The following is a 14,815-nucleotide window of genomic DNA, read 5'->3' on the forward strand; positions in this document are numbered from 1 at the left end:
TCCCCCTTCTCTTCGCAAACTGCCTAAACCACGGCCCCTAGCTTCTAGTTTGTCAACGATTTGACAATCCGTGCGTGCTCTTCCGACAAGTCCTTGTTCCCCAAAGCCTCATAGACTTTTGCAAGGGTTTGATGCAATTCAACCGCCCCCTTCAGAACGGGAAGCGCCTGCTCCAAGTCTGTGAGAGCCTGCTCCCACTGCTGCAGTGCCGCATGGATTTGCCCCCGAGTTTCGATAACGTATGGGTACATTGGATTGTTCGCTTCAACAAGTTCGACAGCGCGACTGCTGAAACCAAGTGCTTTTTCGTATTCTGGCGGTTCCTTATGGGACATGAACCAAGCAATGTTGTTTAACAGCGCAGGCATCTGTGGATTTTTGCGATAGGCTTGCCTGAAGTGCTGCATCGCCTTGGCCGAATCTCCACCTTGGGTTGCGTGAGTGCCCAAAATGAAATGGGCGGTCGCCGTGGCATGCCCCGACGCAAGCATCTTGTTTACCAGTTGTTGCGCTTGCTCTCCTGCATCCCCTTCGAACCGCGAGAACTCAGCAAGTCGCGCAATCGCCGCTTGATTGCCTGGTTCGAGCGTCAAAACTTGCCCAAGCAGCCGAATGATCTGCACTTGTGATTCCAGTGAATCACTCTCCAGCGCAAGAGAATCGACGCGCTGGACATATAGATTTGCCAGTGTCGAAGCCAACGTCTTCGACTGCGGTTGTAAGCCGGCTTCGGTGGCTAGTTGCATTCCTTCGACAAGCAGCTTTTCAGCCTCGGGGAACTCGCTATTTCTAAAATGGATCAACGCCAACTGAGTTCGAGCTGTGGCATCGCTGGGCTCCTCTGCAAGGAGCTCCTCGAGATAAGCTTTCGCCAGCTTATAATGCTTCTTTGCTTGAGACTTTTCCGAGACCTGATCGTAAAGATCAGCGAGAGTAAGGTGCATTTCGGGACGTTGATCAACAATCTTTTCCAGATGCTCAATCGCCTCGCTCTTCATACCCGCTTTGTGGTAGGCAAATCCATAAAGCAAGTGTGCGTCGGCAAGATTAGGCTCCTCAGCCACCGCTCCGTCGAGGTGGTGTATCAGCGGTGAGAGGTTGGCTGGCGTCCATTCCTTAATACTGGCGACCAAACGATGCGCCTTCCACAGGTGCGCTCGGCCATAGCCGAATTCGTCCTCCGGTGCTAAGAGGTCCATGGACTTTAATGCGGCGTCGCTGCGTCCCAATGCTTCGTCGACCACAGCACGGTTAAATTGCACACTGGAATCGACGGGGGAATTGCCATCAATCTTCTGCAAAAACAACGCCGCGGTTTGATAGTCATGATCGATGACGGCTTCATTGACAGCCTTTTTATAGCGTTGTGCAGTCCGACCTTGCAGCAAGGGGCTAAGCATAGCGGGCAGCAAAACAGCGGCGATCACGATTGCCGCGGGGAGTGCGGGCCATAAATGGCTTGTCTTACGCGTCTCCAGCCAATGGATTGGCCGAGCAAATAGGATCAAGAGCCAACCTTTACGACGTGTTTTTCTCGGCCTCATTGGGTCACCTCGCGAATCAGCTCGACAAGCGTTATCGCAGTCTGATGGTGGAAGTCCCTCATCGCGGTTGCTTGCTGCTCGTCAAGTGGATCTTTAGATTGGTACAACAATTGAACTTGGTAACTGGACGGGTCACGACGCAACGAAGCCGTTTGCTTGAGAAACGCCGACTGAAATCGCGAGAGCCAGTACTGTAGCGTCCCCGAGCTATTGCCTGCCGGAACGAGCGGCTGCCCAGACTGGAGGAACTCGCTGAACCAAAGATGACCAACTTCACCGTCCGGTGCTGCGACGATTGCCTGAACACTCTGAATCTTATCGTTATCTTCCGTCGCAAGCACTTCGCGAGCAGAAACGTCATACCCCAGAGCGGCATAACAACCGGTTAACTCATGCCAACCGAGAAACGGGAAATCGATCGCAACCGTAGCGGTTCCTCTCGGCGACCGATAAACCCAACTGGCAGTGTTGCGTCCCATAAAATTCGTCAATGCTCTCGATTCGGCGTCGAACTCAACACGCTCCCACTCCCCTATCGTTTCGGGCAGCGAGTTTTCATTCAATGCAGTGATCATCTGTGGATTATCAGGATCGATCACGGTAACAGATTCCGCTTGCAACGCGAGTGTCGCTAGTTGCAAAACCAGCAGCAGGACGAAGCCACCACCGATGACATAAATCCAGGTCGAGCCGTTTTGCACGTGAAGACGAAGCGACCGATCTTCCGTCGATTCCTCTTCAGTTGCGGTCGCGCTGAGATCGGTCGTCGGATAGTCCTCGAAATCGATATCGACCACTTCGTCGGATTCCAGGAAGAACAGCAGCAAGCGATCGCTACTGAATAGCAACGCAAACGCCAACGCGAACAAGACCAGTCCAAAGACTTGGTGAGCCGTTCCTGTCGAAATATCGATCCCAAAGTGCTGCATCGCGATCACGACACCGGCGACGCGGCCAATATTGATCGTACAGGCCCAGAAGGCGGCACAGCCCACCAGAGCAACGCAGTGATACCATGGCCGGCGATAGACCGTCAAAAAAATGGCCGCGGCGGCAACCAGCGTAAAAAGTGATTGAATCCCACTGCAGGCTTCCTCTACCAGAAATTTGTCATTGGCAGTCTGGATGATGTGCCCCGCCAAAACATGGTTGACTCCGGTGAAATCGAGCAACCGGCTCGCCAACGTCGACGTTAAACCCTGCAGCCAAAAGATCAGATCGATGTCGAGATTCAGCGGCAACTTGATCAACAAAAAGAACAGGCACCACAACGGCAGAAAGCGGGAAAGCCAGCCCTGCTGATAGAGTTCCAACAAGATCGCTCCTGCGGTAACCGCCAAAGCCAACGCAGCAAGGTTTGGCGACCATGCAACATAGGCAATTGCCAACAGCAACAGCCCGGCCAGCAACAGCGACTTCTGCCAAATCGGACGGATTATTCGAGGGATCGGAGCAGATACCCACAAATGCGAAATCAGCACCGGGATTGCGATCAACAATAGCGGGAAAAACTGATAGTGCTCGAAGGCCCAGAGCTGCTTGAAATGCAATACAAGCAACGGCGCAAAACTGGCCAAGACAACAAAATAAAACGCTGCCCGCCGCTTCAGATCCTGCCAGGCCACAGAGCCTTCATGATTTGTATCAACGTCAAACGATTCTGCCGCCAAATCAGACATGCGTGGTATAACTCTTCCCTAAGGATGTAATTGTTCAAACCGACGGAGGCATTCGGCCACTCCGGTTTCCGCGACCTAACCGTCGCGGCCGCCTACGTGGATGCAACGCGTTTACGATATTGGGATGGAAAGGCAGGGTTACTGCGATCAACGATCAAATTCCCCAAGACCAACACATCCATGTCGGTTCGCAAAAAGCAACTCAACGCCTCCGCTGGGGTTCGCACGACTGGCTCATTCTCGTTTAACGATGTGTTAAGCACAATTGGAACCCCCGTCCGCTTGTAAAACGCCGATATCAACGAATGATATCTAGGGTTTGTGCGGGTTGAAACACTTTGCAGACGACCGCTTCCGTCGACATGCGTCACCGCGGGAACCAATGCCTGCTTGTCGGAACGAATTGGCAAAACCTTCTCCATATAAGGTGCATGTTCCTCGATCGCAAACCACTCCCCTACGTGTTCTTCGAGGATGCTCGGTGCAAATGGACGAAACTTCTCGCGAAACTTGATGCGCAGATTGATGATGTCACGCATGTCGGTGCGTCGCGGATCGGCGATCAACGATCGATTGCCAAGCGCCCGTGCGCCAAACTCCATGCGTCCCTGGAACCAACCAACAACCTTCCCATCGATCATCAAGTCGACAGTTTGTTCCATCAGCGCGTCGTCGTCGTAGCGCTGAAATGGCAAATCAAGCTCTTCGATCGCCTGCAGGCACTCGTCGTTGCCAAACTGACACCCCCAATACGCGTGATCTTGAACAAAGGAGCGTCCTTTTTCCAACACCCGATTCCAAACATAAAAAGCAGCGCCGAACGAGGTGCCATTGTCCGCCGCCCCCGCAGGAACATAAACCTCCTCGAAAGGAGTCTTCTCAGTAATTTTTCCATTGGCGACCGAATTCATCGCCACTCCTCCCGTCATGCACAGCTTGGTCTGCCCTGTCTGATGGTGAAGTCGCTCCAGCATGTGCAAGATGACCTCTTCGGTAACCACCTGCAAACTCTTGGCGATATTCTCATGCTTCTTCGTTACCGGGGCATCGGACGATCGAATCGGTCCTAATTCTTGAACTAAACGATCGGTCAGGAACGGTTCGACGACCGGTGCCCCATCATTCCAATTCATCCGGATCCCCAACCGATGATGGTTGAAGTAGTCCAAATTTAGCTCGAACGTATTTCCGGTAAGCTTGATCATTCGACGGATCGCATCGACATATTCGGGCTCGCCATAGGGAGCTAAGCCCATCACCTTGTATTCGTCCCCATAATACGGGAATCCAAGGTACATCGTGATCGCACTGTACAGAAACCCCAACGAGTGCGGGTAGTAGACGCGGTCCAATTCCGACCAAGTGTTCCCCTTGCCAAGGGCGGTCAAGGTGCTTGTGAAATCCCCCATCCCATCGACACTCAACACAGCGGCTTCGTCGAAGGGTGAGATCAGAAAGCCCGCAGCGACATGCGTCTGATGATGTTCGATGCGATGAAAACGAGCTTGAATTGCACGCTTGTCGACTCCAACAGCCCTGGCAAATTGATCTTCCAATGCCAAGGTCTTGCCTTGCCGGCGCAGTCGATCCAGGACCGCCCGTCCATTGGGGCGATGCTTGATCACGTAGCCGAGCCGTTTAGCCAGGTTCGCCTTGGGATTAAACGAGATCGCCACGTGGTCGAGCTGTTCGGAGGTGATTCCTGCCTGATCCAAGCAATAGCGGATTGACTGAGCGGGAAAACCGGCCCAATGCTTGATCCGATTGAAACGCTCTTCCTCCACTGCGGCGACCAGTTGACCGTCGACGACGATTGCCGCCGACGCATCGCCGTGATATGCGTTAATTCCTAAAACCGAGATCGTCATTCAAAGCTTACTTTCTTCCAAAACCAAAAACTAACGCAACGCTTGTTCATAACAAGCCAACATTTTTGCCGCAACGCTCGACCAGGCAAACTGTGTGGAAACGAGCAACCTACCACGCTGCCCCATCTGATTGCGCTGATCATCGGCGAGTGCTGTCGCCTGCCGAATCGCATCAGCAATTCCGGCGCACGTGCCTTCGACCCACCAACCACATCGTTCCCTCTGCACGATCTGCCAGGGAGTACCCTGCGTGGCCACCACGGGCGTCCCACTGGCCAAAGCCTCGGCGATCGCTAATCCAAAATTTTCGCTTCGCGAAGCATTTACCAGAAACCCGGCGGCAGCAAGCATTGACCACTTTTGCTGCTCGTCGACTTCACCAATCAAATGAACTCGCTCGCTTAAACCAGCGACGGCAATCAGGTGCTTTACTTCTTGAACATACTTCCATTCCCCGGCCCCAGCGATTACAAGCGGCCAATCCAACGGAGCAGCCTGGTGCCACGCTTCGACCAAAACATCAAGCCCTTTCACCGGGTCGATCCGCCCCAAAGCAATTGCAAACGGCTTGCCTCGACCGACAGGAAAAGCCCGAGGCAAAGGCAAGGCACTATCCGGTGGCAAGTCGCACCCGTTTGGAACGATTTCGATCGCCTGTGTCAGCCCCCGACGCATACAATCGTCGCGTTCTGCCTCGCTGGTCGCATGGATCACGGCAGCAAATCTTAGATCCCGCTGCTGATAAAGGTTCCAAGCGACTCGCTTCCGAAGCGGCTTTACGTTCAGGCATGCTTCCGACAACATGCCTCTGGGCGACACAACGTACGGCACCCTAATCGCCCTTGCTCGCCGAGCCGCACCGTGTACCGTCGGGCTCCACAAACCGTGGAGATGCACCACCGAAACCGCTTCCTCCGCATGAATCCTCACCAGCGCATCCGCGAGGCCGGAAGACCTCTTGGCGGACGGGATTGCATCAAAGCGAACGCCGCCAGCATCATCAACATCGACGGTTACCGCTTGGCCACGGTCTTGGAATAACACCGAAACACGGATCGCTGGCTCCAGGTGCGCCATGCTCAGTGCGAGCGCAGGAATCGACCGGCTCGGCCCACCGCTGGAACAATCCAGATCGCGAACGATGTGAACGACATGCATCGCTATCTAGAAGACCCTTGCCAATGCGTTCGTAAATCGCATTGCGAATCGGTCGGGAGAAAACGACTCACTACGGACGATCGCTCTCCGTGATATCGAATCGAATCTCTCGGAGCCCATTGTCAACAACTCTTCGAGCCGATCTGCCAGCTGCTCGGGCTGAGCGAGGTCGACACACGCCCCCCCATTGCCGATGACCTCTGCAGCAGCATCCTCGGTCGAACCAATCGGAATACAGCCTTGGCTCATCGCTTCTAGGTAAACGATCCCAAACCCTTCGCCATGACTGGGCATACAGAAAACTCGCGATTGGCGATAGAGTTCAAGCAACTTCTCGTTTGTCAGAAAACCATGAATTACAACATGTTCCTGGCAACCCGACTGAAGCACCTGCTTCCGAAAGCTGTCCAAGTGCTTTCCAGCACCGACAACATGCCACTGTAAATCGGGAATCTTCTCGATCAACTGCGGCAACACCGCCAGCGTCTCCGCATGCCCTTTCGGTCGATCCGGTTCCATGCGCCCAACGGTTAAGATCCAAGGTCGACGTTGCGACAATCGATCGATGTCACAACTTGGCATCTCAAACGTCAATGGAACAACGATCTGTTCGACGTTCAACGAGTGAAATGATTCAAAGCGTTGCCTGGTAAATTCCGAGTTGAAGATCAGCAGTTCCGCTTGTTCCATCGCCGCAAGTTTTCGCTGTGGCAAACGTTTCCATGCCTCAACGCCATGAACCCATAACGCATGCGGGGACCGTAAACGCTTGGGCAGGATGGTTTGACATTGCGCAATATCGACATGGTCATAGACGATTGCGTGAGGGCGATCGAGTGCCTGCCGCAACATCGCCACTGCGAACCGCTTGCGATTCCCAGCGTAACCAATAGTCGATCGGAGCGGCTGACCAACGGCACGTTTCTCGTCGAGCAAAGAAATCGTCCGCCGTAGGCTCCAGTCTGAACTATCTTGGATCGCTTGGGCACAGGCTCTTGCAACTCCGGCAACGCCACCGAATTGTCTCCCTAAACCAACGGTTGCTAGCCAGATCGACAAATTAGACCGTCGCATCGGATTCCGCTGGCCGGCCTAGGACCGCTGCCTGGGTTCCAAGAAAAGGACGGTGATACGGAATCACGAAATGCCGCAAGACCCAGTACCCACCAAAGCAGATGACGGCTCCTTTGACCAATTGATTCAAGACGACGACCAATTCCGTTTCCGCCTTAATACCTTGGTAGAAGATCAACGGAACCCAGAACAGGAAGTCGGGATGCTTCACGACATGCAGCAGGACAAAGTTGTAGAACAGCGCGAAAAACGCCCCAAAGAGTCCCATAAACAAGATCCCACCATGGATCCCAAAATTAGCAAAGGCTTCCCCCAAAGGACTGATCCCCATCGACGTCCCATTTTCGATCGGCAATCCGGTGAAGCGACGAAAATTTTCCTGGCCTCCCGCCATTTTTTTGTCCGGCGCCAGAAAGCGAGGCAATGCCGAACTCTTAATCGCCTCGATGACCGTCTCACCGTTGGCATATGGCTCCTTAAACGGGACGTTGGCCAAAACAGCAGAAATGATCCACCCCTGATTCAGGCGAGCCGTTGCCAACGGGAGAATCTCTCCTTCGAGAACCGGTTCGGAATTACTCATCAGACGCGCCACCTCACCAGTGATCGTAACCTCCATCCCCGCCATCCGTTTTTCGCGATAGTCTTGCTTAATCGCCTGAATCACAAACACAAATAGGAACGCAAACGTGATACACAAAAGCTTTTGGTCGACCTTCCATTTCCACTGCGCGAACCAATACGTAAAGATCATCATTAACCAAATGATTAGATCGTGGAACATTCCCGATTCGCTACTCGTAATAAACAGCTGACTGCAACACGCAATAGCAAAGAGATAACGGTAGCGATGGTAGGAGAATAGAAAGTACAAGGCCCCGACATAACGCAGTTGACTGGCCAAGAACAAAGCGAACTGAAGCCCACCGGGCGCCTTGCCTGCTGCATAGAAACAAGCGACTCCTATCGCGGCCAAAATGAATCCAATCCGTACGAAATGCTGTCGATCCATCGCTTGAGTTAGCAATTTCTGCCTGGGGGAAGAACCTAACATCAGAAGTGCGATGCAATAGGCAGCTGTGGCGGGAAGTGCGAACTGGAAATAATAAGATTCAACGACGTACATGAAGTAGCGTCCATGTGCCACGTTGGTAAAGTAGGTGATTGATGGTCCAACCAACCACTGAAGCACTGCCAGCAGCGCTGTGATCTGCAACAGCGGAATCCCCTGATCCATCCTTCGAACAAACTCCACCATGGTGGTGCCGAACACCAGCATTACAAGAAACTCGTTCGGGCAGACCTGCAGATAGCCAGCGATCCCTGCAACGGCCAACAGAATCGCCGCGGTTGGCGAGAGCCCGCGGCGCTCCAACACCCTGTACTTACGAACCAAATAGGGCAGATGCCCAAGGTCCGCTTCGTCGCGGTGCATCGCGGCATCGGCAGAAATGGTGTGTGCGCTCAATCCTCTAACCCTTCACTCGCTCGCAGCCAATGCTTCAACGTATAAAATGCGTGCAGCCTATTGTTGTATCGCTGACGAAGAAACGAAATCGTGTTTCGCATCGTTACATGCGCAAACGGCGACGCATCGTCACAGACAACGGTTATAACGATTGCCCGAATCCAGCCCGATCGAGAACCGATGTAAGCACACAGTCATAGCTGTACCCCCCCGTCGTCACTCGCTTCCAGCCGGCATGTTCCAGCTTCCCAAGCTTCTCCCTCGCCCCCAGCAAATTGACGACCTGGCAGGCAAGGTCGTCGTAGTTCTCAAAGAACAACGCCTCGTTCGGCGAAAAGATTTGCGTCGTTTCTACATTACGTTCCGTTGCAACGACAGTCCCACAAGCTGGAATCTCCAGTGTACGGGTTGTATGCAATTCGGGAAACCGCTTCGAAAGCAACCCCAGGCCCAACGAACCTTCCGCAATCGCCCGTACATAGTCCAGGCCAAACACTCGGCTGCCGAGAAATGTCAAACGAGCGTCGGAGCCCCGTCGTCGGAGGAGTTTTTCCCACCCACGCCCGCCCAAGCGGATAGGCACGCCAGCATCTAACAGCGTTTCAACGCAGCGTTGCCGATCGGGTTCGCAGAGCCCGACGAAGACCGCATCGCGGCGTTTTTCAACTGGCTTGCAATCGGAGACTCGGTGTAGTGCTGTGTCGTAGGCCTGTGTCACCAACATCACCCGCCCACTGCCTACCAATGCGTCGTATTGGTCCAATTCGAAGGACTTTGTCGTCACCAGCAGGTCGAACAGGGCGGCGGTCCGGAAGAAGTGCCGCGAACGGTTGCCGAAAAAGGCAGTATCCGGAGTAAAGTGGACGAATGTCTTGCAGGTGTCGCGTAAGCGTCGCACCGTGGACGGGAACAGATAGATCGCTTTATCGACCCAAATCAAATCAAATCTCTGCCCCTCGATCTGCTCGCAAACGTTTTGATTTACCGCAGCGACCATCGGGCCAAATTTCCAACGAAATCCGACACTACGCCATACCCTGGAGGCATTCGCAAACGCGGTGTCGGTATCGATCGCATCCCAGGCCATGGTGGGTAGGATCCGCTGCAGCGTTTCGCACCGCATCCGCGAAGTCGTGCCGGCCGTCTGGATTCCGATATACAAGCCTCGAGACATTTGTCAATCAACGACTAGATGTTTCAGAAAGAATCAACTCTTTCAACGGCGAAAGCGCATCTTCACAAGTGGTCTGATCGCGCCAGGGTAGCTGTTCATCCCGCTGTCTGTACCGTTCGAAATCGATGTCCGCAAGTTGCTCGAAGTCGAGTTCGATCACGCGAGGACGATCAGCGAACGTCGCATACGGCTTCACGCCTAACATCTGCTGCGGATACCAAACATCTAATCCGACGACCAAGTACTCAAACAATTTGTTCGAAGCATTAAAAACATAGTTCTGCGTCATGCCACGATACAGAATCAATCCAACGTGGTAGCGAGTTAACAATTCCGGGAGTTCATCGTAGTCGACCCCATGGGAAAAATAACCGATCCGGTCGCACGACAGTTCCGATAGATAGCGTCCCGTATCCGAATCGCTGTTGTAGCAGTAGATATCCAGTTCCACGTCGGTCTGAGACTCAACCCACTGAACGATTTCACGTAGAAACGTGTCTCGCAGCGAGAGCGACCCCACGTAGACCAGACGCAAGGACTCCCCGTCGCGACGCTCCTGCCACGATCTGTTTCGCACTCGTGACCAACTTGCCGGAGGCAGATTGGGCAACTCGTGGACCTTGCTGGCATCGACCGCCGGGTGATCGGCGCGAAACAATTTGACTCGGTCCCGATTTGTCTGGGAGATCCATTCGGCTCGCTGGAACAAGTAGCGTCGTTCCAGCCAATGATTCATCCGCACCATTCGCATTCCACGCTGCATGTATTCCCGCGGCTCGTGGTATTCGTGGCTGTGGATCAATAGCTGGGCGCGTCGGTTGAGAGCGCAGTATAAGAACGCAGGCAATGCAGAATGCGGCTCAATGTAGACAATCACCTGGGGCCACCAGAAAAGCAACCGCAGCAAGGTGAGCAACGGAAAGAAAGCGTAACGCACTAGGCGACGGAACCAAGAAACGTTGCGGTCGGGAAAGTGACACCGTGCGACCTGAACGCCTTCACTGTCAAAGACCCCGCGTCCTCGGTTGTTGTGGCACGTGTAGGCCCGCACCTCCACCCCAGGGGCGTCGGCAAGAGTCCGCAACAGATTCATCGCTGGCGGATAATATTCCACCGGAAACCAATGAACAACAGCAACCCGCCTCCTATTCATTGATTGAAATCCGATCGACCGATCATGCTAAATCCATCGGGTGGGCTCAACCGCAAAATGTCTCGCTCGATTATGAACTAGACTGCCCGAGTCAACGTAAAACATTGCTAGGCATCCAGTGAGGAGCGATCGAAAGCCTTACCATACTGCGCGCCGATTCAAATCAAATCGCCATGTAAACGCTAACGCTACGCATAAAAGCGTTACACTGCGGGGCAAATGGCCAATCCACCTCTTTTCTGAACAAACGCGAGGCGTGTATGAGAGAGGGGACCGAAACGCAGACACTGCGAGGTGCTGGGAACCAGCCACGCAAATAGATGAGCGATGAAATCATTCGCCAACTTTGTCTGCAAAAGCAGACTTTAAACTGCATCACCATGCCTGGCTCCAAACAGCCCAACCAAACTCGAAAAAGAGATTACGGGCAATTGCCTGAAGTGCACAGACAGCTGAACACTACTTCTTTCGCGAAAAGAAGCTTTTGATCTTACGGCGTCCACCGCTCCGCATCATCGCAACTGAAGCTGGAAGCAACCCCAACAACAGGCTCGATGGCTCAGGGTTCGCTCGAACTTGTACAACAACCTGATTCAATGTATACCCTGGATCGAACGAGCCTGTCGTAACATGAGAAAGGGAGGTGATCAAAGCGTTTGAAGAACCACCATTCGCTGCGTTGGTGTAAGGAATATCAAAACCAGAGGACACATTAAAGTTCCCCCCAGGCGACTGCCCCGTTACAAAATTCCGTCCACCTGGCGTATGCCCCAAAAACTGAGGCGGGCCGAGATTCGCGTCAGTCCAGTCAGACGAGCCGGGTGTAAACGCTGGCGTAACAACAGTGCCGCTGGAAGCATTTCCGGTGGCGAGCCATGTTCCTAGGTATTTGATGTTGAGCCCTCCGAGCGTAACGTTGCCACCGTCACCATCAAAGTCACCGTCAAAACCTGTAAGCGTGACCGAAAACCCCAAGTTGTCTCCAACTTGCAACCCGCCACCCGACGCGAGCGACAACCCGTTGCCAGTGCTCGTATCAAAAACCGAACCGCCTAGGGCGTCGGTAACAGTCAGATTGAGGTCGAACTGGATAACCTGTGATCCCCACACGTTAGCCGTCACTGTTTGAGTGACCGTAGTAACAACGGAATTGTTGTTGGCATTAAACTCAAACAATTCACTAATCAGAGTCGCTTTGGCTTCGTTTGTGCCAGCGAAACAAAGCACCAACGGCAAAAAGCCAAGTCCGATAATTTTGTTTAAGTTCATCATTTTGAGTGCATCCGGTTGTGACGTGGTAAGTTCGCTAATGTTAATACATCCCGCATTTTGCGTCAACGATTTTACGTTGAATTGCGTAAATTATATTTACGTTCGGCACGATTAACGCCCACACCAACCCGTCCGCCAGAGGGGATCGGGCGAGCCTACAGCTGGTTGTGCAAGTACTGCTCGTGAGCCGCGGATCTGGAATCACCAAACGCAAAACAGTGCCCATGCGTCCACGCCCCTTACCGCGAAGCGGACAATCAGGGCTGCCGATTTCTGCGACACAATGAAACGGCCGACTGACGCTCGATAGTTTTTTCAAATTTCGCCAAAGCTGTTCGATCATTTGTCCCCCAGCCACGTTTCCGACGTTTTCTGGCTTGAAACAGCGGATTGCAGAATGCGTTGCATGGTTTCCATATACGTATCGTTTGCAAGTCGGCGGAACATTTCGACCGCAGTAGTCTGGAATGAGCTTGCGACTTGCTCGTAATTCTTGGCGGTTTGCAACAACGCTTCTGCGAGCGATTCGTCGTTCTCCGCCTGAAATCGAACACCTATCGAAAAACGCGTGGAAACTTCGCCCAGTCCGCCTGAATCGGCGACCACAACGGGGACCCCAAACTCAGCGGCGTCAAACAACACGCGCCCCAACGGTTCAGCGATCGATGGGATTGCCAAGACATCCAACCTACCAAGCTCGTGCTGGAGATCGGTTCGATAACCTCGAAACTCGAATCGAGACGCCAGTCCCGCACGCTGGACTTCGTCGCGATAAGCCTTCGTATCGGCCGAGGTCAAGCCTTCACCGATCACGACAAAGCGACAATCCATCCCATCGGCGAGCAAATGCTTGGCCGCCTCCAACAGCAAATAATGCCCCTTGGAAACCGCAATTCGACCGAGAATTCCGATCGCAAATGGTTCCTGGGATTGCTTCGCCCTAGGGAGCCCCGCGTTTTCTATCGCACGCGTCAAACGATGCTCGGGGATCCCCTGATACAAAACACACTTCTTCTCTTCTGCAACGCGTGTTTGATCGGCGATATATTCCGAGTTGCAGACAAAGGCCTGGACGCAGCGCTGCAGATGCTGCCGCTCGCTTAACCATCGGGCGTCTTCAAGGGTCTGGACCTGGCACACCACAGGCAGCCCCAGCACCTTGGCCATCACGTTTGCGGCCCGCAGACTACCGGCCTGATTTACATACAACAAATCGGGGTGCATCCGCCACAACCGCCACAGCATCCGCCCATATACCGAGGCCCGTCGTAGCTTTCCCGAATTGCCGAGGGATGCGGGAATGATAAATTCGCAGCGGATGTCGCGCTGCCGCAACAGTTCGTCGAACCCGTTGCCGCGAGGCAGCAGCACCGTCCAGCGAAACCGGTTGGGATCGGTCCCATCGAGAATATCCAACAAGCAGTATTCACTTCCGTACAGTCGGCCCGAAGGTTCGATCGCTGCGATATGGTGTTGGTTGTCCATTAACAAGTGCACAACCAATGCTCTTCGTGATCGATGCCGATAACATCGATCGTGTATCCTTGCAACTCAATCAATGCACGAATTGCTTCGACACTGCCTCCAAATTTCGGCAAATAGGGAGGGTGGACGCTCACCAGGATCGTTGGCTTGCGGTCGCGCAAAGTCTCGCTCGCCGCTTCCAGGACGACTTGTTCGGCCCCTTCGACATCACACTTCACAAGGCACGCAACTGGCTGGTCTCCTAGCGTTTCGGCCAGAAAACGGTCGAGCGCAATCCTTGGCAATTGGCGTTCATCGATCTGTGTGTCTAGATTCACATAGTTTGTCGACTGAGGATCCAGCTTCAGCGCCGGATCGGGGAGCGTTGTCAACGTCTGCGCCTTCAAGCCTTCCGCGCTTACACACTCGGTTCCCTCCTCGCCGATCAACGTCCTATACAATCCAAGCCGCTCCCCAACGTCGGCTGCTAGACTACAAACATGACGCGTGATAGCAAGGCTGGGGAGATCAGCGTCGATCGCAAAGACGCGTGCCGTCGGATCGGCAAACAACACGCCACATGAAAAGTACCCATAAGAACAACCAATATCGATAAAGGCTCCCCCCGGATGCTTGACAACCCAATCATGGATGGCCGCCGCCGTCTCGGGTTCATAGCGCTGCAGCTCGCGAGCGCAAAAATCGACAGGCAATCGCACGTCGAGGGCGCCACCGATTCTCAGGGGCAAGCCACGATCGCCGCGTGACAAGAGGCGATGGTAGGGAGCCCGCAACCGACCACGGAGCCAAGCTGCCCGCGGCAACCAACGATTTCGGCGAAGCAGGCGGTCGAAAAGATCGGCAATTTCAGACATAGTAATTTTTCAAGCGATGCAAGAGCAGGTAAGACAGCCCCGAGCGTTATGGCTCCGTCGACCGCCACAGACGAAACAGAAGTGTC

The 14,815-nt window shown here is 53.8% G+C and carries 11 protein-coding genes; all 11 read right to left on the minus strand.

Features of this window, described 5'->3' with window-relative positions; all coding sequences use genetic code 11:
• Window positions 1-44: 44 nt before the first annotated feature.
• On the minus strand, window positions 45-1,508 hold the full coding sequence (locus tag EC9_RS14635) for a tetratricopeptide repeat protein (RefSeq protein ID WP_218934146.1): 1,464 nt from the start codon (window positions 1,506-1,508) through the stop codon (window positions 45-47).
• Window positions 1,509-1,540: 32 nt separating this feature from the next.
• On the minus strand, window positions 1,541-3,223 hold the full coding sequence (xrtU, locus tag EC9_RS14640; protein WP_145346397.1) for an exosortase U: 1,683 nt from the start codon (window positions 3,221-3,223) through the stop codon (window positions 1,541-1,543).
• Window positions 3,224-3,315: 92 nt separating this feature from the next.
• Entirely contained in the window at window positions 3,316-5,091 is a 1,776-nt protein-coding gene (locus tag EC9_RS14645) for a carbamoyltransferase family protein (protein WP_246105684.1), read from the minus strand.
• Between the two features lie 30 nt (window positions 5,092-5,121).
• Complete coding sequence (locus tag EC9_RS26985) at window positions 5,122-6,249, minus strand: glycosyltransferase (protein ID WP_145346399.1); 1,128 nt, start codon at window positions 6,247-6,249, stop codon at window positions 5,122-5,124.
• Between the two features lie 6 nt (window positions 6,250-6,255).
• Window positions 6,256-6,963 carry a glycosyltransferase family 4 protein gene (locus EC9_RS14655; RefSeq protein ID WP_218934147.1) on the minus strand — a complete coding sequence of 236 codons (708 nt, stop codon included), beginning with the start codon at window positions 6,961-6,963 and terminating at the stop codon, window positions 6,256-6,258.
• Between the two features lie 346 nt (window positions 6,964-7,309).
• Window positions 7,310-8,791 (minus strand): hypothetical protein, encoded by a 1,482-nt coding sequence (locus EC9_RS14660; RefSeq protein ID WP_145346403.1) that lies wholly within the window; start codon window positions 8,789-8,791, stop codon window positions 7,310-7,312.
• Between the two features lie 142 nt (window positions 8,792-8,933).
• Window positions 8,934-9,965, minus strand: coding sequence for a glycosyltransferase family protein (locus tag EC9_RS14665; protein ID WP_145346405.1), 1,032 nt, complete (start codon window positions 9,963-9,965; stop codon window positions 8,934-8,936).
• Between the two features lie 7 nt (window positions 9,966-9,972).
• The gene (locus EC9_RS14670) at window positions 9,973-11,118 is read right to left on the minus strand and encodes a glycosyltransferase (protein WP_145346407.1); all 1,146 of its coding nucleotides are present in this window, start codon (window positions 11,116-11,118) and stop codon (window positions 9,973-9,975) included.
• Between the two features lie 459 nt (window positions 11,119-11,577).
• Complete coding sequence (locus EC9_RS14675) at window positions 11,578-12,390, minus strand: hypothetical protein (protein ID WP_145346409.1); 813 nt, start codon at window positions 12,388-12,390, stop codon at window positions 11,578-11,580.
• A 339-nt stretch (window positions 12,391-12,729) separates the two neighbouring features.
• Window positions 12,730-13,887 (minus strand): glycosyltransferase family 4 protein, encoded by a 1,158-nt coding sequence (locus EC9_RS14680; RefSeq protein WP_145346410.1) that lies wholly within the window; start codon window positions 13,885-13,887, stop codon window positions 12,730-12,732.
• Window positions 13,875-14,729: an FkbM family methyltransferase gene (locus EC9_RS14685; protein WP_145346412.1), complete on the minus strand. Its 855-nt coding sequence runs from the start codon at window positions 14,727-14,729 to the stop codon at window positions 13,875-13,877. Before EC9_RS14685 ends, EC9_RS14680 begins: the two co-directional genes overlap by 13 nt.
• Window positions 14,730-14,815: the final 86 nt, after the last annotated feature.

The organism is Rosistilla ulvae, from assembly GCF_007741475.1.
In the GTDB taxonomy this organism is placed as follows: Bacteria; Planctomycetota; Planctomycetia; order Pirellulales; family Pirellulaceae; genus Rosistilla; species Rosistilla ulvae.